16 protein-coding genes, 1 rRNA gene and 2 riboswitches are annotated in these 19,459 nt (G+C 52.7%); of the genes, 14 read left to right on the forward strand and 3 right to left on the reverse strand.

Annotated features, from left to right (window positions below; translation table 11 throughout):
• The first annotated feature begins 40 nt into the window (after positions 1-40).
• From moaC to tatC, 4 genes are read left to right on the forward strand one after another with little or no spacing between them, the layout of a single operon-like run.
• Positions 41-529 carry a cyclic pyranopterin monophosphate synthase MoaC gene (gene moaC, locus BJQ97_RS01700; protein ID WP_044732468.1) on the forward strand — a complete coding sequence of 163 codons (489 nt, stop codon included), beginning with the start codon at positions 41-43 and terminating at the stop codon, positions 527-529.
• Positions 530-544: 15 nt separating this feature from the next.
• Complete coding sequence (locus tag BJQ97_RS01705) at positions 545-1,207, forward strand: redox-sensing transcriptional repressor Rex (RefSeq protein WP_160155261.1); 663 nt, start codon at positions 545-547, stop codon at positions 1,205-1,207.
• Complete coding sequence (gene tatA, locus BJQ97_RS01710) at positions 1,204-1,356, forward strand: twin-arginine translocase TatA/TatE family subunit (protein WP_044732466.1); 153 nt, start codon at positions 1,204-1,206, stop codon at positions 1,354-1,356. The genes BJQ97_RS01705 and tatA overlap by 4 nt, the downstream gene beginning before the upstream one ends.
• A gap of 20 nt (positions 1,357-1,376) precedes the next feature.
• Positions 1,377-2,120, forward strand: a complete 744-nt coding sequence (tatC, locus tag BJQ97_RS01715) for a twin-arginine translocase subunit TatC (RefSeq protein ID WP_160155262.1) — start codon at positions 1,377-1,379, stop codon at positions 2,118-2,120.
• A 182-nt stretch (positions 2,121-2,302) separates the two neighbouring features.
• Here the strand turns inward: tatC and BJQ97_RS01720 are convergent, their stop codons facing one another.
• Together BJQ97_RS01720 and BJQ97_RS01725 are read right to left on the reverse strand one after the other, a co-directional pair.
• A complete protein-coding gene (locus tag BJQ97_RS01720) occupies positions 2,303-2,482 on the reverse strand; it encodes a YdiK family protein (protein WP_160155263.1) in 180 nt (59 codons plus the stop codon).
• A complete protein-coding gene (locus BJQ97_RS01725) occupies positions 2,479-3,213 on the reverse strand; it encodes a CPBP family intramembrane glutamic endopeptidase (RefSeq protein ID WP_160155264.1) in 735 nt (244 codons plus the stop codon). The genes BJQ97_RS01720 and BJQ97_RS01725 overlap by 4 nt, the downstream gene beginning before the upstream one ends.
• A 357-nt stretch (positions 3,214-3,570) precedes the next feature.
• On the opposite strand from BJQ97_RS01725, the gene groES reads away from it, so the two are divergent.
• The 4 genes from groES to fumC all read left to right on the forward strand — a co-directional run bounded on the left by groES (position 3,571) and on the right by fumC (position 9,134).
• On the forward strand, positions 3,571-3,855 hold the full coding sequence (gene groES, locus BJQ97_RS01730; RefSeq protein WP_013144057.1) for a co-chaperone GroES: 285 nt from the start codon (positions 3,571-3,573) through the stop codon (positions 3,853-3,855).
• A gap of 103 nt (positions 3,856-3,958) precedes the next feature.
• On the forward strand, positions 3,959-5,575 hold the full coding sequence (gene groL, locus BJQ97_RS01735) for a chaperonin GroEL (protein WP_074044537.1): 1,617 nt from the start codon (positions 3,959-3,961) through the stop codon (positions 5,573-5,575).
• A 157-nt stretch (positions 5,576-5,732) separates the two neighbouring features.
• A complete protein-coding gene (locus BJQ97_RS01740; RefSeq protein WP_160155265.1) occupies positions 5,733-7,391 on the forward strand; it encodes an IS1634 family transposase in 1,659 nt (552 codons plus the stop codon).
• Between the two features lie 372 nt (positions 7,392-7,763).
• A complete protein-coding gene (gene fumC / locus BJQ97_RS01745) occupies positions 7,764-9,134 on the forward strand; it encodes a class II fumarate hydratase (protein ID WP_160155266.1) in 1,371 nt (456 codons plus the stop codon).
• Here the strand turns inward: fumC and BJQ97_RS17550 are convergent.
• The gene (locus BJQ97_RS17550; protein WP_236567084.1) at positions 9,085-9,423 is read right to left on the reverse strand and encodes a hypothetical protein; all 339 of its coding nucleotides are present in this window, start codon (positions 9,421-9,423) and stop codon (positions 9,085-9,087) included. The genes fumC and BJQ97_RS17550 overlap by 50 nt on opposite strands.
• Positions 9,424-9,551: 128 nt before the next feature.
• Between BJQ97_RS17550 and BJQ97_RS01755 the strand changes: the two genes are divergently transcribed.
• The 6 genes from BJQ97_RS01755 to BJQ97_RS01780 all read left to right on the forward strand — a co-directional run bounded on the left by BJQ97_RS01755 (position 9,552) and on the right by BJQ97_RS01780 (position 19,244).
• A complete protein-coding gene (locus BJQ97_RS01755) occupies positions 9,552-10,508 on the forward strand; it encodes an AAA family ATPase (RefSeq protein ID WP_160155267.1) in 957 nt (318 codons plus the stop codon).
• Positions 10,505-11,680: a DUF58 domain-containing protein gene (locus BJQ97_RS01760; protein ID WP_160155268.1), complete on the forward strand. Its 1,176-nt coding sequence runs from the start codon at positions 10,505-10,507 to the stop codon at positions 11,678-11,680. The genes BJQ97_RS01755 and BJQ97_RS01760 overlap by 4 nt, the downstream gene beginning before the upstream one ends.
• The gene (locus BJQ97_RS01765) at positions 11,677-13,839 is read left to right on the forward strand and encodes a transglutaminase TgpA family protein (RefSeq protein ID WP_160155269.1); all 2,163 of its coding nucleotides are present in this window, start codon (positions 11,677-11,679) and stop codon (positions 13,837-13,839) included. Before BJQ97_RS01760 ends, BJQ97_RS01765 begins: the two co-directional genes overlap by 4 nt.
• 40 nt (positions 13,840-13,879) lie before the next feature.
• A riboswitch (purine riboswitch) is annotated at positions 13,880-13,981 on the forward strand.
• Positions 13,982-14,042: 61 nt separating this feature from the next.
• Positions 14,043-15,575 (forward strand): glutamine-hydrolyzing GMP synthase, encoded by a 1,533-nt coding sequence (gene guaA / locus BJQ97_RS01770; RefSeq protein WP_160155270.1) that lies wholly within the window; start codon positions 14,043-14,045, stop codon positions 15,573-15,575.
• Between the two features lie 88 nt (positions 15,576-15,663).
• Positions 15,664-15,765: riboswitch (purine riboswitch) on the forward strand.
• Positions 15,766-15,867: 102 nt separating this feature from the next.
• Positions 15,868-17,193, forward strand: a complete 1,326-nt coding sequence (locus tag BJQ97_RS01775; RefSeq protein WP_013522807.1) for an NCS2 family permease — start codon at positions 15,868-15,870, stop codon at positions 17,191-17,193.
• A gap of 494 nt (positions 17,194-17,687) precedes the next feature.
• Positions 17,688-19,244: ribosomal RNA gene (locus BJQ97_RS01780) — 16S ribosomal RNA — on the forward strand.
• Positions 19,245-19,459: the final 215 nt, after the last annotated feature.

A 19,459-nucleotide genomic window follows, 5' to 3' on the forward strand; every position in this document is an offset into this window, starting at 1 on the left:
ATGAAAAATCGTGTATAGTGTATAAATGGAGGAGATTGTATTGTCATCGTTCACTCATTTCAATGAACAAGGGCGGGCGAAAATGGTTGATATTACGCACAAAGAAGATACCGTGCGAGTGGCTGTGGCGCAAACGAGCGTGACTGTCAGCCGGGAAATTTACGAAAAAATGACGAACAATGCGATCGAGAAAGGGGATGTGCTCGCCGTCGCTCAAGTAGCGGGGGTGATGGCGGCGAAGAAGACAGCTGACCTTATTCCAATGTGTCACCCGCTTATGTTAAAGGGTGTGGACATTGCTTTTGCATGGGAAAACGATGGTGAAGCGCATAAGCTCGTCATCACTGCAACGGTGAAAACAAAAGGGAGCACAGGAGTGGAAATGGAAGCGCTGACGGCCGCCTCGGTCTGTGCGTTGACGGTGTATGATATGTGCAAGGCGCTGGATAAAGGAATGGTCATCGGTCCGACGTATTTGGTCGAAAAAACGGGCGGGAAGTCTGGCCATTACCGACGGAAAACCGATTAGCTAGGGGATGAGATCATGAACAACGAACAACCGAAAATTCCGCAGGCAACCGCCAAACGGCTGCCGCTTTACTATCGGTTTTTGAAAAACTTGTACGCTTCCGGCAAGCAACGCGTGTCCTCTGCCGAGTTGAGCGAGGCAGTGAAAGTTGATCCAGCGACGATCCGCCGTGATTTTTCCTATTTTGGCGCGCTTGGTAAAAAGGGATACGGGTATAATGTCAATTATTTGTTGTCGTTTTTCCGCCGGACGCTTGAAGAGGATGAGGTGACCGAAGTCGCCTTGTTTGGCGTCGGCAATTTAGGCACTGCCTTTTTAAATTATAATTTTTCAAAAAACAACAATACGAAAATCGTGATGGCCTTTGATGTCGATGAGCGGAAAGTCGGGACGACAGTCGGCGGGGTGCCGGTCTATCATCTCGATGAGTTGGAGGAGCGGCTTCACGAAAACATCCCGGTCGCTATTTTAACCGTGCCGGCCGCTGCGGCTCAGGCGCTGACCGACCGCCTTGTCGCGCAAGGAATTAAAGGCATTTTAAACTTTACTCCGGCGCGGTTGAACGTGCCGAACCATATTCGCGTTCATCATATCGATTTGGCCATTGAGCTGCAGTCGCTCGTCTATTTTTTGAAAAACTATCCAGCGACGTCGGAAAAAGGAGAGAACAACACATGAAATATTTGTTGCTCGTTCTTGTTGTTTTGCTGCTGTTTGGCACGAAAAAGCTGCCGGAATTGGGGCGGTCGTTCGGCCAGTCGCTTCGCGAGTTTAAAGACGCCACAAAAGGGCTCGCTGATGACGAAGAAACGAAAACCGACCGATGACAAGGCAGGATGGGGAAACGATGAATGACAAAGAAATGTCGGTGTATGAGCATCTGGGCGAACTGCGGAAACGGCTCATCGTCGTGCTCGTCTTTTTTGCTGCGGCGCTTGTCGTGAGTTTCTTTTTTGTCGATGATGTCATTTTGTATTTGCAGCACACGGCTGAGGCGAAGCGTTTGACCATGAACGCCTTCCGCCTCACCGATCCGATTAAAGTGTATTTTCAGTTTGCCTTTGTCATCGCAGCTGTGCTGTCGGCTCCGGTGCTGTTGTATCAAATTTGGGCGTTTGTCAGCCCCGGTCTGTATGAAAAAGAGAGGAAAGTGACGTTAAGCTATATCCCGGCGTCGATTGTTCTTTTTTTAGCAGGCGTCAGCTTCGCTTATTTCGTCTTGTTTCCGTTTGTCGTTCGTTTTATGATCCAGCTGGCTGACCAACTAGGGGTCCAACAAATGATCGGCATTAATGAATATTTTCAGTTTTTGCTTCAACTCGTGCTGCCGTTTGGCATCGTATTTCAGCTTCCGATTGTGGTGCTGTTTTTCACCCGCTTAGGGTTGATTACGCCGCAGCTTCTTGTTCGCATCCGCAAGTATGCATATTTAGCACTGCTTATTTTAGCGGCGGTCATTACGCCGCCGGATGTGCTGTCGCAAGTGATCGTCATGATTCCGCTCACCATTTTGTATGAAGGAAGCATTTGGGTGGCGCGCATCGGCTATCGGAAAGCGCAGCGAGCAGCCGAGCAGGAAGGCAATGAGTGAGGCGGGACGAAAAACATGGAGAGGAAAGCGAGCAAGGCCGGGCCAAACGAAGGGGCTGTCTCAAAAGCCGCAAAACATGGCTTTGAGGCCGGCCTTTTGTTTTTTGTTTCCATTTTCACGATATGATCGCCGTCATGAGATTGATGTTCTAGTCCCTTCCCGTGCGAGCCGCGGGAAGGGGGTCAGCGTTTTGAGGCGAAAAGAAGGCGAAGGGCGGTGCCGAAATCAAAGGCAGCGAGCGCCGCTAAAGCGATGGTGGAGACGTTCCAAACCGTTTCATGAGCACTTTCGATGGCCAAATACGTAAACATTGAGCCTAAGACGAAATACAGAAGCGAAAATAGCCAAGGGTTTCGCATCATAGCCAAACCCTCCAAACGGCGAGCGGCAGCTCGGACTGGCGCATCATTTTCTCAAGCTCGTCGGCCAACAGCGTCTGCATGGCGACGACAAACGTATTCATGGCGACATGCGCAAAAATCGGCACGAAAATGCGCCCGGTTTTTGCATATAAAAAAGCAAATACCATCCCCATGGATGTGTACAAAAGCAAATGTTCCGGCTCCATATGGACAACGGCAAACAAAAGCGAACTGACAAGCGCCGCAGGCCAAAAGTTGTATTTTTCATACAACGAGCCGAAAATGATTTTTCGGAAGATGAGCTCTTCCAAAATCGGGCCGATGACGGAGGTGACGACGATCAGCAGCGGCGTTAGGCGGATGATATCGATGATTTGCCTTGTATTTTCCGACCCTGGTTTGATGCCGAGCAGCCGCCATTCGATGTTGGCGGCGATGCTTTGGGCCGCGAGCGCCAAAAAGACGCCCAAGACCGCCCACATCCACGAGGAAGCAAGCGGCAGCCGCCGCATCATTCGTTCGTTGCGGTCACCGCGGAGCAGCCATAGGATTATGACAAAAGCGAGCAGGAAACTAATGATCGCCCAATATCCGGAAGCCAGCTTGGCGGCTTCGAGGCGGTTTTCCGTTCCTTGGCCGACGCCGAGGGCGCGAAGAAGCGGCACGCCGACAAAGGCGGACAGCTGCATGACGATATACGTGATGATGACGTACCAGTGGTTGCGTTTCAAATCCTCTACCCCTTTTATTTCAAAATTATATTCGTATTGTAGCACATGTATGGCGAAAATAGTAAGAAAACTGCGTCCTCGCATCCCATCTCACCGCCGTAAAAAAATGAACCGGAGCCGTTTATTAGTCCGAGGAATGTGAAATAATGAAAACGAGCTCCGCGCGGATGGGGAGTATAGGCAAAACAGCCGGCTCCTTTTGCTCTTTCTTCTTTAGGAGAGAAAAACAGTTATTTTTTTTGCATTTCCTACTTGCAAAATGGAAAGAAGTTCATTAATATTATAAGTGTGTTAGCACTCAATATCGATGAGTGCTAATAAGAACGGTGAAAACTATCGTTAAGGAGGTTGTTCCCCGTGTTGAAGCCATTAGGCGATCGTATTGTCATTGAAGTCGTGGAAACAGAAGAAAAAACGGCTAGCGGCATCGTTCTGCCGGATACGGCGAAAGAAAAACCACAAGAAGGCCGCGTTGTTGCTGTCGGTGCAGGCCGCGTGCTCGATAACGGCCAACGCATTGCGCCGGAAGTCGAAGTCGGCGACCGCATCATCTTCTCAAAATATGCGGGCACAGAAGTGAAATATGACGGCAAAGAATACTTAATTTTGCGCGAAAGTGATATTTTGGCTGTCATCCGCTAATATATGCGTTCATCACATAAACATTCCGAAAACATACTAGGTACTTAATCGGTACTTAACTTGTGGCACGCAGTCCAACAATTTCATAAGGAGGTAACGGGGTATGGCAAAACAAATCAAGTTCAGCGAAGAAGCGCGCCGTGCGATGTTGCGCGGGGTGGACAAACTTGCAGACGCAGTGAAAGTCACATTAGGTCCGAAAGGCCGCAACGTCGTATTGGAGAAAAAATTCGGTTCGCCGCTCATCACGAATGACGGGGTAACAATCGCGAAAGAAATCGAACTCGAAGATCCGTTTGAAAACATGGGCGCGAAACTTGTCGCTGAAGTCGCCAGCAAAACGAACGACATCGCTGGGGACGGTACAACAACCGCTACGGTATTGGCTCAAGCGATGATCCGCGAAGGTTTGAAAAACGTAGCTGCTGGTGCCAACCCGATGGGCATCCGTCGCGGGATTGAAAAAGCGGTTGCGGTTGCGGTTGAAGAATTAAAAGCCATCTCCAAACCGATCAAAGGGAAAGAGTCGATCGCCCAAGTAGCTGCGATTTCGGCTGCTGATGAAGAAGTCGGTCAATTGATCGCTGAAGCGATGGAACGCGTCGGCAATGACGGCGTCATCACGCTTGAAGAATCGAAAGGCTTCACGACGGAACTCGATGTTGTCGAAGGGATGCAATTCGACCGCGGTTACGTTTCGCCGTACATGATTACGGATACGGAAAAAATGGAAGCTGTTCTGGAAAATCCGTACATTTTGATTACGGACAAAAAAGTATCGAGCATCCAAGAGCTGTTGCCTGTTCTTGAGCAAGTAGTGCAACAAGGCCGTCCGCTCTTGATCATTGCTGAAGATGTCGAAGGCGAAGCACTCGCGACGCTTGTTGTTAACAAACTGCGCGGCACGTTCAATGCAGTTGCTGTCAAAGCGCCGGGCTTCGGTGATCGCCGCAAAGCGATGCTCGAAGACATCGCGATTTTAACAGGCGGCGAGGTGATCTCGGAAGAGCTTGGCCGTGAATTGAAATCGACAACGATCGCTTCGCTCGGCCGTGCGTCGAAAGTTGTCGTTACGAAAGAAACGACGACGATCGTCGAAGGCGCTGGCGATTCGGATCGCATCAAAGCGCGCATCAACCAAATCCGTGCGCAGCTTGAAGAAACGACGTCCGAATTCGACCGCGAAAAACTGCAAGAACGCTTGGCGAAATTGGCTGGCGGCGTAGCGGTCATCAAAGTTGGTGCGGCAACAGAAACAGAATTGAAAGAACGCAAACTGCGCATCGAAGACGCGCTCAACTCGACTCGTGCGGCTGTTGAAGAAGGCATTGTCGCCGGCGGTGGTACGGCATTGATGAACATCTACAACAAAGTCGCTGCCATCGAAGCGGAAGGCGATGAAGCAACCGGCGTGAAAATCGTATTGCGCGCGATCGAAGAACCGGTTCGTCAAATCGCGCAAAACGCTGGTCTGGAAGGCTCGATCATCGTTGAGCGCCTGAAAAACGAAAAACCGGGCATTGGTTTCAACGCGGCAACGGGTGAATGGGTCGACATGATCGAAGCTGGCATCGTTGACCCGACGAAAGTCACTCGTTCGGCGCTGCAAAACGCTGCATCTGTCGCCGCAATGGTCTTGACGACAGAAGCGGTCGTTGCCGACAAACCGGAAGAAAACAAAGGCAACAACAACATGCCGGATATGGGCGGCATGATGTAATCTCACTGCCATAGCCTTGGAACACTGGGGTTTTCCCCGGTGTTCTTTTTGTTTTAACTCACATTTCGCACCCTCTCAACGAAAATCGGGAGGATTTTTTCGTTCCGATGTCGAATGAATCCTTGATACACAAGGAACGTAAAGGAATTTTTCTCTCATGGATGTGCAAGTCAAAGGGGTCTATCGCAATTCTTATTTGAATATCATAAGTGCTGTAGTCAAGGAACTGGGCCTTCCCCCATTGATTGACCATCTCGTTCCCGCCCACCCGCAGTGCCAGACTCGAGCCAGCGATGCCGTTCAGGCCATCCTCTACAATATGTTTGACGGCCGGCAAGCCCTCGTTCACCTGGAACGATGGGCTCAGGAGATCGATCTGGAGAAACTCATCCGTTCCGGGCTCCATCCTTCCTGGTTGAATGACGATGCGCTGGCTCGTCACCTCGACCGTCTGTACGAGGCTGGCATTCACAACGTCATCAGCGCTTGCTTGATTCAGATTTACCGGAAAGAAGGCCTTCCTCTCCGAGCCTTTCACGCCGATGCGACGGACAAGACCGTTTACGGCGCCTATGAATCGGCCTCGTTAGAAGCCTTACAGATCACACATGGTTACAACCGCCATCATCGTTGGCAAAAACAGATCGGTTTCGGACTGGTCGGCAACGAGGACGGCATCCCGTTTTACGGCGATGTGCACGACGGCAACCTGCCTGACAAAACGTGGAATCCAGAGGTGCTGTCGCGAGTCCATGAACAGCTCAAACAAGCCAAGATCGAGGACGAATGGATTTATGTGGCGGATTCCGCTGCGATGACGAAAGAGACCTTGGCGCAAACGAAAGCCGCCAACGCCTTTTTGATCACGAGAGGCCCTTCGTCGCTCCGGATCGTGAAACGAGCATTGGCCGAGGCCGATTCGGCCCACATCCCGTGGAGCGATCCCTTTGCGCTGGCGGAGAGAAACGGCGCCAAGTACCGGGTATGGGAAACGACATCAACGTATGAAGGCCATCCGGTTCGGCTGATCGTCGTCGAATCGAGCGCGCTTGACCAGCGAAAAGGAAAGACGCTTGAAAAAGAACGAGCCAAAGAAGCGGAGCTTCTTCGCGAGGAACAAATCCGTTGGGAGCGTCACCCATTCTCCTGCCGCGAAGACGCTGAACAAGCCTTAGCATCCCTGAAGGCCTCCCTCCGTCCCCGGTTCCATCGGGTCGAGGCCGTCGTCGAAGAGATCGTGCGTCCGAAAAAACGGCGCGGACGGCCGAAAAAAGAGGCGGAACCCGAGATGGAGACGCTACATCTCCTGCGCCTTGACGTCGAATTCGACCAAGACGCGTGGGAACAGGCGAAACGGAAAGCGTCTCGGTTTGTCCTCGTCACGACCGTTCCGAAGGAATGGAAGGGCCAACAAATGGATGCCCAAGAGATCTTGAAGCTATATAAAGGGCAGATCTCCGTGGAAATGAACTTCGCTTTTTTGAAAGACCCTTTTTTCACGGATGAGATTGATGTCAAAAAGCCAGAGCGGGTTGCGGTATTGGGTGATTTGTTTCTCTTGGCCTTGGCCATTTACCGCGTTTTTCAGCGCCGAGTGCGTCCGTTCATCACACCGGAACACCCGTTAAAAGGGGCTGGAGGCCGCAAGCTGACCCGTCCAACGGGACAGGCGATTTTTCAGCTGTTTCAATATGTGAACGTCATCTTGTTCCAGCTGCCGGATGGACGCATCCAACGCGCACTGGATCGCTCCCTTACCCCGGATCAGCGAAGGATTCTGCAGGGGTTGGGGCTGAATGAGAGCATTTACGTGTAACGTGATACGGAACGACCAGCGACGGTAAAAAAAGGATTGCCATCGCTCGTCGTGTTGGTCGGAAAGTTATTCTAAAAAACGAAATAAAAAATCCTTTGTTTTGACTTTGTTAGGGTGCGAAATGTGAGACGAAAAGCAAAATCGATGCATATTGCTTTTGAAGTTTGACACGATCTGTTGTAAAATGAAAGTGCTCTTGCATGGGAACTTCTCCTTTTGATGTTTGGTTGCACTAATTCCGTCGTTTTCACATAGGCAATTCCCCCCCCTTTTTTTAGTTTAGGCGTCTTTTCTGCAGATTTGTTGCGTTTATCCGCACGGAAAAGGGAATAAAAACATAATGGAGACGTCTAAACAAAGGAGGACAACACGATGAATGAACGGATTGAACGCGACTCGCTCGGCGAGGTGCGGGTGCCGGCCGATAAATACTGGGGGGCGCAGACGGAGCGAAGCCGGAAAAACTTCCGGATCGGTACGGAAAAAATGCCCTTGGAATTGATTTATGAGTATGCTGAGCTGAAAAAGGCGGCGGCCATCGTCAACCATCGAGCCGGGAAACTGAGCGAAGCGAAGCAGCGGTCGATTGTGGCCGCGTGCGAGGAAATTTTGGCAGGCCAATGGGATGACCATTTTCCGCTCGTCGTCTGGCAGACGGGAAGCGGAACGCAGACGAACATGAACGTCAATGAAGTCGTAGCGAGACGGGCGAGCGAGCTGCTGGATGAGGGGGAAGGGCGCATTCACCCGAACGATGATGTCAACATGTCGCAAAGCTCGAACGACACATTCCCAACTGTGATGCATATCGCTATATACACGAAAATCCAAACGCACCTCCTGCCAGCTCTTGATGGCTTGATCGGGACATTCGCGGCCAAAGAACGCCAATATGGGAAGACGATCAAAATCGGGCGCACCCACTTGCAAGATGCGACGCCGCTCACATTTGGACAAGAGATTTCCGGCTGGCGGGCGATGCTTGACAAAAGCAAGGCGATGATCATGGAGGCGAGTGAGAAGCTGCTTGATTTGGCAATCGGCGGCACGGCGGTCGGCACGGGGTTGAATGCGCCGCCGGCGTTTGGCGAACAAGTCGCCAAACAGCTGCAAGCGCAAACGGGCTACCCGTTCCGCTCAGCGGCAAACAAATTCCACGCGCTGACCAGCCATGACGAGATTGTTTACGTCCACGGAGCGTTGAAAGCGCTGTCAGCCGATTTGATGAAAATCGCCAACGATGTGCGCTGGCTGGCGAGCGGGCCGCGCTCCGGGCTCGGGGAAATCGTAATTCCGGCCAATGAGCCGGGCAGCTCGATCATGCCGGGCAAAGTGAATCCGACGCAAAGCGAAGCGATGACGATGGTTGCGGTGCAAGTGTTCGGCAATGACGCCACGATTGGCTTTGCGGCGAGCCAAGGTAACTTTCAGTTGAACGTGTTCAAGCCGGTCATCGCCTATAACGCCATTCAGTCGGTGCAACTGCTCGGCGATGCCATCCGCTCGTTTGATGAACGGTGCGCCCAAGGGATGGAAGTGAATGAAGCGAAGATGAAAGAATATGTGGAGCGGTCGCTCATGCTCGTGACGGCGTTGAGCCCACATATCGGCTACGACCGGGCGGCGGAAATCGCCAAGCTCGCCCATCGCGAAGGGTTGACGCTCAAGGAAGCGGCGTTAAAAACTGGATATGTCACCGCCGAGCAGTACGAGGAATGGGTAAGGCCGGAGAAGATGATTTAAATGGGAAAGCGCCCGTCCGAAGGCAGGACGAGCGCTTTTTCTTAAACAAACAAATGTCGCAGTTCGTTGACTGCCAATATGGCAAACTCGTTTTTCCGCTTAACAGATGCCAACGACCGCCCCCTTCGTTCAATACAAATTTAAACACGGCTCCAACGATGATCGTCCACATGAACACAAGGCAGTAGTTCGTTCCAGCGACAAGAGCGGCGACCAAGTCCCCGGCGCCGGCCCCGGTGGCAGCGACGATTAGCCTAGGGACGATCATTGTCCATTTTGACTTCCCCATTTTTCTCCTCCCCCTTGTTGCAAATCCATTCCAAAAGTTGTGTATATTCGATATTATATTAATAGTATAAACTAGATAGTGCCTGCTCCTAAAAATCCTATTGATCACTATAAAAGGAGTTTGATGTCATGACGATCAACGAACCGTTGCTTTCCCCGCTTGAGCAAGTCGTCCGCAATATTGAACAAGTCATTGTCGGAAAACGCAATGTCATTGTGCTCAGTTTGACGGCGCTGCTGGCGAAAGGCCACGTGCTGCTTGAAGATGTGCCGGGCGTCGGCAAGACGATGCTTGTGCGCGCGCTGGCGAAATCGTTCAGCGCCGAGCTGAAACGGATTCAATTTACGCCGGATTTGCTGCCAAGCGATGTGATCGGCGTTTCCGTCTATAACCCAAAAGAGCGGCAGTTTGAGTACAAGCCCGGTCCGATTGTCGCCCATATTGTGTTGGCTGATGAGATTAACCGGACGTCGCCGAAAACGCAGTCGGCGCTGCTTGAGGCGATGGAAGAAGGAAGTGTGACGGTGGATGGTGTCACGCGGGCGCTGCCGCAGCCGTTTTTTGTGATGGCGACGCAAAACCCGATTGAATATGAAGGAACCTACCCTCTCCCTGAGGCACAGTTGGATCGGTTTTTACTGAAGCTGAGAATGGGCTATCCTTCCGCCGAGGAAGAAGTCGATATGCTTTCCCGCTTGGAACACTCCTCTCCCCTTGAAGACATCGCCCCAGTCATGACCGTTGAGGAGCTGCGTTCGTTGCAGCGGAAAGCGGGGGATGTGCATGTGAGCGATACGGTGAAGCGGTATATCGTCGAGCTTGTCCAGCAAAGCCGTCAGCACGAAGCGGTCTATTTAGGCGTCAGCCCGCGCGGATCAGTCGCATTGATGAAAGCGGCGCAGGCGTACGCGTTCATCCATGGCCGCGATTTTGTCATCCCCGATGATGTGCAGCAGCTCGCCCCCTATGTGCTCGCCCACCGTCTGCTCGTCCGGCCGGAGGCGAAATGGGACAAGTTTGATGCGGAAACCATTATCGGACAGCTCATTGCCCGCACGCCGGTGCCGGTGCCAGGACGGCGATGAGTATGAGAGGAAAATGGAATGGCCGACGATGGCCCGCTTTTCTTCGCCTGTTGCTTTTGGCGGCTGTTTTGTTTTCGTACGCCATGTTTCAAGGTGGATTTGTCAGCTGGTTTTTGTTTTACAGCTTTTTGCCGTTCGGTTTGTATGCGTTCTTGGTCGCAATGTACCCGCTTCGACGCGCTGTGGTGAGCCGAACGGTGCCGGCGCGGCGTTATCATGCAGGTGAACCGATTCCGGTGACGACACGCATCGAGTTGCCGTGGCCGATTCCGCTCGCCGCGCTCGTTGTTTCTGGGGAAGAACCGCGGCAAGGAGGCGCGATGTTCGCTTGGCCGTTTCGCCGCTGCCTTTCTTGTACATGGCCGCTTTCCTTGCCGCGCGGCCGTCATCAATTGGAAGCTGTTCGCTTGGAAGCGCGCGATGTCTTTGGCTGGGTGAACAAAACGGCATCGTTTTATGCCCCGTGCACGGTCATCGTCTATCCCCGTTATATCGAATGGCCGTCCGAGATGGTGCGCGAATGGTTTGCCCAAGGAAAAGCTGCGCGCACGCTTGCCTATCGCCGCGATATGGCGGTGGCGGCCGGCGCCCGCGAGTACGTGCCTGGGGACAAAATGTCGTGGGTGCATTGGAAGGTGTCAGCGCGCAGACAGGAACTGATGACTAAAGAGTTTGATGAGCAGCGCAATGACGATTGGATCGTTATGCTCGATGGCGCCGCGTCCCCGTGGTTTGAGGAACTTGTCACGCTAGCGGCTTCCGTATCGAAGGCATTGATCGATGAGGAGGTGCCGGTAGGGCTGCTCTTTGCTGGGAAAGAGCGTTCTTTCTTAACGCCGCGCCGCCATGATGAACAGTGGCAGTCGCTTCTTCTCCGCTTGGCGGAAGTGAATGCTGGCGGCGAGGAGCTGCTCGCTCGTGTTCTCGCCGAGGAAACGAACTGGAGAACGGCTGCCGGGTGCATTGTTGTCACATCTATATTGTCTATGCCGCTTGTAGAGCAGCTGCGCGCGATGGCATCTAAACGTCATATTGTGTTGTACGTCGTCAGCGGCGAATGGGGAGACGAACAGAGGAATTGGGCCGACAGGCTTCGCCGCAGCGGGGTGTACGTATCGCGCATTGACCCGCAGGCGTTGCACATCGTCCGGCAAGGAGGAGGAGATGGATGAGGCCGTTAGGGGCAAACTTGTTATCCACCGTGCTGCCTAACGCCCTAGCCGCTTGGCTGCTCACCGAGTGGCTTTGGCCGTTGGAAGATGTCACCGATACCGCGCATATCGGGGTGTTTGTGTCATTTGTTGCCCTTTGTTTCGTACTGTATTTGTTCCGCCTTCCTGTATGGCTTTCCGCGTTGGGGAAAATCGTTTATATATGTTGGGCGCTCTTTCGGCTGTTTCCGTTCGATTCGATCATCGCTTTGCCTCAAGATCTTTGGCGGGACAGCCTCGTCTGGCTGTTGGGCGATCGATCTTCGATGCCGAGCGATGCGCTGCGCACCTTTGTCTTTTTTCTGCTGTTATGGGCCGTTTCGTTCCTGTTGCATTGGCTTATTGTACGGCGGAATCGATGGTTTGTCCCATACGCGTTGACAGTTGGGTATATTGCTGTGCTTGATACGTTTCTTCCATATAGCGGCAACGGGGCGATCCTTCGTCTTGTTGCGCTCGGCTTTTTTGCCTTCGTTTGGCTGCATGGCGAGCGGCTGCGGTCGAACGTGCCGTCTTTTCGCATCAGAAAGTGGCGGGCGGCCGCCCTATTCATTCCCGCCGTCGCTCTTGCGGCTGGGTATGCTGGTCCGAAGCTGCCGCCGCAATGGCCGGATCCGGTGGCGTTTATCCGCAGCTATCATGCCCAGCCGGAAGAAACGAACGATGACGCACCTCCTTCTGGTGTGGCAAAAGTGGGATATGGGCAAAATGATTCCCGACTTGGCGGGCCGTTTATCGCTGATGATACCGTCGTTTTCGTTGCCAAAGACCAAGGTCGTCATTATTGGCGCGTCGAAACGAAAGATATTTACACGGGAAAAGGGTGGGAAGCGTTCCAAAGCGAACAAGTTCAGTCGTTTGGAAACGGTGAGCTGATTAGGTATGAATGGTGGAGCGACAAAGTTAAGACGGTCGAGCAGACGGCAGAAATCAACCGCCAAGACCGGGCGTTTCATCTCATCTATCCGCTTGGTTTGCGGCAGGTGCAAATGTCTGAACCGATCGTTTACCGCATGCATATGGCAACGGAAAAAATTTACACGACCGACAAGGAGGCCAATGCGCTCCCCATCCGCCGGTACACGTTGACGTACTTGGAGCCGGACTTTCCGATTGCGGCGTTGCGCGCCGCGCCTTCTGTCCAAGACCTACCCTTTTTGAAACGTTATACGCAATTGCCAGAGACGCTGCCGCAGCGGGTTCGCGAGTTGGCGAAGCGAATTACCGATGGAAAAGAAACCGTGTACGACAAGGTAAAAGCGATCGAGCAATACTTCCATCTGAACGGATACACGTACGAAACGACGGACGTCGCTGTTCCCGGGCCTGATCAAGATTACGTTGATCAGTTTTTATTTGAGACGAAGCAAGGATATTGCGACAATTTTTCCACCTCAATGGCGGTGCTCGTCCGCACACTGGGCATTCCAGCGCGCTGGGTGAAAGGGTACACATCCGGACGGTTGGTTGGGGAACAAGACGGGCAATCGGTTTATGAAGTGCACAACAACGACGCCCATTCATGGGTCGAAGTGTATTTTGAAGGCGTCGGCTGGGTGCCATTTGAACCGACGCAAGGGTTTGTCAATCCATATGCGTTCTCGCTTGCCGCTTCGAATCCAGAGGAGCCAGAGCCACAGCTGCAACCGGAAGAACGGGAAACGCCGCGTGTGCCGCTCGATCAATTGCTTGAGCAACCTTCGACGGCACAGGGGGAGCATTGGTGGGAGAAGCTGGCGGATGTTTGGTCGTGGAAAATGGGGCTGACCACGCTGGTCGTGTTGGCTATGTTGGGCGGTGCGGCCTATGCGACAAGGCGGAAATGGTGGCCGCGCCTTACGCTCCTTCGATTCCGCCGCCGGAAACTCGATGAGGCCGACTGGCTCGTTTTGGCGTACGGGGCGCTTCTTCGCCATTTGCAAGATTATGGACTGAAGCGTCGGCCGCATGAAACGCTGCGTCAATACGCCGCCGAGGTGGATCGTTTGTTTGAAACAGATGAAATGAATCGGTTGACGAAACTATACGAATGCGCCGTGTACGGAACAGGAGTCAAGGAGGGCAATGTCCGCGAAGCGGTGCAATTGTGGGAAAATTTAATAAAAAGGACGATCTCTTGACCGTCTGCTGGCAAGTTGATAGAATGAACTCAAATTTGCATACGGATAGACGAAAGCCCTTCATATATGCGCGGGGATATGGCCTGCGTGTCTCTACCGGGCCGCCGTAAACGGCCTGACTATGAAGGCAGAAGACGCTGCTATTCTGCCTTCATCAACGTTTTGGGCAATGGCAGCGTTATTTTTTTGACGGGGTGGAGAACATGAATCAAGAAATGATCGTCGTCTTGGACTTTGGGAGTCAATACAACCAGCTGATCACCCGCCGCATTCGCGAATTCGGCGTTTACAGCGAGCTACACCCGCACACAATCCGCGCGGAGGAAATTCACGCATTGAACGCGAAGGGAATCATTTTCTCGGGCGGTCCGAACAGCGTGTATGATGAACAAGCGTTTACGTGCGATCCAGCGATTTTTGAGCTTGGGTTGCCGATTTTAGGGATTTGCTACGGGATGCAGCTCATGGCGCATCATTTAGGAGGAAAAGTGGAAAAAGCGACGCACCGTGAATACGGCAAAGCGCTCATTCAAGTCAAAAACGACTCATTGCTCTTTCATGGGTTGCCGGACGAGCAAGTCGTTTGGATGAGCCACGGTGACTTAGTGACTGCCCCGCCATCCGGCTTTACCGTTGATGCGACGAGTCCTTCCTGCCCGATCGCCGCGATGAGCGACGAACGCCGGAAATGGTACGGGGTGCAATTCCATCCAGAAGTGCGCCATTCGGTATACGGCAATGATCTATTGAAGAAATTTGTCTTTGAGGTATGCGGCTGTCGGGGCGACTGGACGATGGAAAACTTTATTGATGAGCAGGTGCGCCGCATCCGCGAACAAGTGGGCGGAAAAAAAGTGCTGTGCGCTTTAAGCGGCGGAGTCGATTCGTCGGTCGCTGCCGTTTTGGTGCACCGCGCCATTGGCGACCAACTTACTTGTATTTTCGTCGACCATGGCCTTTTGCGCAAAGGTGAAGCCGAAAGTGTCATGAAGACGTTCCGTGAGCAGTTCCAAATGAATGTCATCAAAGTTGATGCGAAAGACCGTTTTTTGGCGAAACTCAAAGGGGTTACGGACCCGGAACAAAAGCGGAAAATCATCGGCAACGAGTTTATTTACGTATTTGACGACGAGGCGGCCAAGCTTGAAGGCATCGAATTTTTAGTGCAAGGCACTCTCTATACCGACATTATCGAAAGCGGCACAGCGACGGCGCAAACGATCAAATCGCATCATAATGTCGGCGGTTTGCCGGAAGATATGAAATTCGAACTGATCGAACCGCTCAATACGCTGTTTAAAGACGAAGTGCGTGCACTCGGCACGCAGCTGGGAATCCCAGACGAAATCGTCTGGCGTCAGCCGTTCCCGGGGCCAGGGCTTGGCATCCGTGTTCTTGGAGAAGTGACGGAAGAAAAATTGGAAATCGTTCGCGAATCAGACGCCATTTTGCGCGAAGAAGTGAAAAAAGCTGGATTGGACCGCGAAATTTGGCAATACTTTACCGTCCTTCCCGACATTCGCAGCGTTGGGGTGATGGGAGATGCCCGCACGTACGATTATACAGTTGCCATTCGTGCAGTGACCTCGATCGATGGGATGACCGCCGATTGGGCGCGCATCCCGTGGGATGTGCTCGAGCGGATTTCAACGCGCATCGTCAATGAGGTGCCGCACGTCAACCGCGTCGTTTACGATATTACGAGCAAACCGCCGGCAACGATCGAGTGGGAATAAAAACGAACAAACCACGAACATTTCCAAAGAAATGTTCGTCTTTTTTCTTGACAAGTCATCTTCAGGCTGATACAATAGCCGTGGAATCATGAATATTGTCGAATTCCGTCGTATAATCCCGGGAATATGGCTCGGGAGTTTCTACCAAGCTACCGTAAATAGCTTGACTACGAGGGATGCGGGATAGGAGAGTGCTTATTTGTCCTCTCTCTCTGTTCGTCATTCCTTCCTAGTCAACGCTTCTGGTAGCTGCTAGAAGCGTTTTTTATTTTATGTATAGGAGGGGGCAGACGTGAGAAAGTACTTCCAGTTTGATGAGCTCGGCACGAACTATCGGACGGAGATGATCGCCGGGCTGACGACGTTTTTGTCGATGGCGTACATTTTGTTCGTCAACCCATTTACCTTGTCGTTAGGGGCTGTGAAAGATTTTCCTGATGAACTGCGCATTGACCAAGGCGCCGTGTTTGTCGCCACGGCTTTGGCAGCGGCGTACGGATCGATTTTGATGGGAGTGTTGGCCCGCTATCCAATCGCCTTGGCGCCGGGGATGGGGCTGAACGCCTTTTTCGCCTTTACGGTTGTGCTGCACATGGGTATTCCGTGGCAAACAGCGCTGGCAGGAGTGTTTGTTTCCGGCATCATTTTTACGATTTTATCGCTCACCGGCATTCGGGAAAAAATTATCGATGCCATCCCGGTTGAACTGAAATATGCAGTCAGCGCCGGAATTGGGCTGTTCATCACGTTCATCGGCTTGCAAAACGCTGGAATTATTGTCGATAACAAAGCAACGCTTGTCGGATTAAGTTCGTTGAAAGACGGCAATACACTGTTGGCCATTTTTGGATTGTTCATTACTGTTGTTTTGATGGTAAGAAAAGTAAACGGCGGCGTCTTTTACGGCATGGTCATTACCGCGATTGTCGGCATGATTTTCGGTTTGATCAAAGTCCCGCATCAAATTGTCGGTGCGATTCCGGACATTTCGCCGACGTTCGGCGTCGCGATCAAACATTTGCCGGACATTTTCTCGTGGAAAATGCTCGGTGTTGTCTTAACGTTCTTTATTGTCGACTTTTTCGATGCGACCGGGACGCTCTTGGCTGTCGCCAACCAAGCTGGGTTGTTGAAAAACAATAAACTGCCGCGCGCCGGCAAAGCGTTGCTCGTTGACGCAACGGCGGTCATGGTTGGGGCGGTGTTTGGAACATCGACGACGACGTCGTATATCGAATCGTCGGCCGGCGTCGCTGCTGGGGGGCGCTCCGGATTTTCCGCGGTCGTGACAGGGATTTTGTTCTTGCTGGCGTTGTTCTTCTCGCCGCTGTTAAGCGTCATTACCGCACCGGTCACCGCGCCAGCGCTGATCATCGTTGGGGTATTAATGGCCTCGTCGATCGGCGAAATTGACTGGAAGAAGTTCGAAGTCGCTGTACCGGCGTTCTTCACGCTCATCACGATGCCGCTTTCCTACAGCATCGCCACTGGGATTGCCGTCGGCTTCATCTTCTACCCGATCACGATGATTTTAAAAGGCCGCGGCAAAGATGTGCATCCGTTGTTGTATGTGCTGTTTGTCGTCTTTATCTGTTACTTCGTCTTTTTGCGAGAATAGGGAGGATAAGAGGACTGTTCCTAAGGCGGGTTTGCCGGTCTTGGGAACAGTCTTTTTTTTATGTCCGTCAAGAAAATTTTTGCGAACGAGAGACACGTTTGGCTTGATGTGCTATAAGTTGAAGGGAGGAGGCGGTTTTGATTTGAAAGAAAAAATCTTGAATGAACAGTTGACACATCAAAACAGAGGTGCTATATTAGTAAAGCCGCTTTGGTGCGGCGAAAAAAAGCAAAAAAAAATGTGTTGACAAAAACAAAAAAGGGTGATATATTGTAAGGGTCGCTTTAGAGGGGGTAAATTCCTCGGGCGAAGAAAGGATAGATCGTTCCTTGAAAACTGAACGAAACGAAGTGCAATAGAAAAGCGGAGGCGAGCGTTTCGCCGCGACGGGCAAATGTTCTTCGCCTGCAGGGATTTCTAATCCCGAAGGCGAAGGTTATTTGACCCCGAGCGGCGGCGAGCCGAAGCTGGATCATGCAGGAAGTAATCCACTTTCTTTGGAGAGTTTGATCCTGGCTCAGGACGAACGCTGGCGGCGTGCCTAATACATGCAAGTCGAGCGGACCGGACTGGAGCTTGCTCTAGTTTGGTCAGCGGCGGACGGGTGAGTAACACGTGGGCAACCTGCCCGCAAGACCGGGATAACTCCGGGAAACCGGAGCTAATACCGGATAACACCGAAGACCGCATGGTCTTCGGTTGAAAGGCGGCGAAAGCTGTCACTTGCGGATGGGCCCGCGGCGCATTAGCTAGTTGGTGAGGTAACGGCTCACCAAGGCGACGATGCGTAGCCGGCCTGAGAGGGTGACCGGCCACACTGGGACTGAGACACGGCCCAGACTCCTACGGGAGGCAGCAGTAGGGAATCTTCCGCAATGGGCGAAAGCCTGACGGAGCGACGCCGCGTGAGCGAAGAAGGCCTTCGGGTCGTAAAGCTCTGTTGTGAGGGACGAAGGAGCGCCGTTCGAAGAGGGCGGCGCGGTGACGGTACCTCACGAGGAAGCCCCGGCTAACTACGTGCCAGCAGCCGCGGTAATACGTAGGGGGCGAGCGTTGTCCGGAATTATTGGGCGTAAAGCGCGCGCAGGCGGTCCCTTAAGTCTGATGTGAAAGCCCACGGCTCAACCGTGGAGGGTCATTGGAAACTGGGGGACTTGAGTGCAGGAGAGGGGAGCGGAATTCCACGTGTAGCGGTGAAATGCGTAGAGATGTGGAGGAACACCAGTGGCGAAGGCGGCTCTCTGGCCTGCAACTGACGCTGAGGCGCGAAAGCGTGGGGAGCAAACAGGATTAGATACCCTGGTAGTCCACGCCGTAAACGATGAGTGCTAAGTGTTAGAGGGGTCACACCCTTTAGTGCTGCAGCTAACGCGATAAGCACTCCGCCTGGGGAGTACGGCCGCAAGGCTGAAACTCAAAGGAATTGACGGGGGCCCGCACAAGCGGTGGAGCATGTGGTTTAATTCGAAGCAACGCGAAGAACCTTACCAGGTCTTGACATCCCCTGACAACCCAAGAGATTGGGCGTTCCCCCTTCGGGGGACAGGGTGACAGGTGGTGCATGGTTGTCGTCAGCTCGTGTCGTGAGATGTTGGGTTAAGTCCCGCAACGAGCGCAACCCTCGCCTCTAGTTGCCAGCATTCGGTTGGGCACTCTAGAGGGACTGCCGGCGACAAGTCGGAGGAAGGTGGGGATGACGTCAAATCATCATGCCCCTTATGACCTGGGCTACACACGTGCTACAATGGGCGGTACAAAGGGCTGCGAACCCGCGAGGGGGAGCGAATCCCAAAAAGCCGCTCTCAGTTCGGATTGCAGGCTGCAACTCGCCTGCATGAAGCCGGAATCGCTAGTAATCGCGGATCAGCATGCCGCGGTGAATACGTTCCCGGGCCTTGTACACACCGCCCGTCACACCACGAGAGCTTGCAACACCCGAAGTCGGTGAGGTAACCCGTTTCGGGAGCCAGCCGCCGAAGGTGGGGCAAGTGATTGGGGTGAAGTCGTAACAAGGTAGCCGTACCGGAAGGTGCGGCTGGATCACCTCCTTTCTAAGGAGAAAAGCGGAGGCTGTTAATAGCCGACTTTACCAATTCATTGCGCTTTCGTTTCGTTCAGTTTTGAGGGAACGAGTCATGTTCTCTCAAATGTTTTGCGTCTGCGTCTACAAGCGGATTCAGAGAAGCCGAATTCCTCGACGCAAACCAGCGGAGAAGCGAATTCAAAGAAGCTACTTCGTTCCTTGAAAACTAGATAACCGATTGAC

This window comes from Geobacillus sp. TFV-3 (assembly GCF_009901865.1).
Lineage (GTDB): Bacteria > Bacillota > Bacilli > Bacillales > Anoxybacillaceae > Geobacillus > Geobacillus thermoleovorans_A.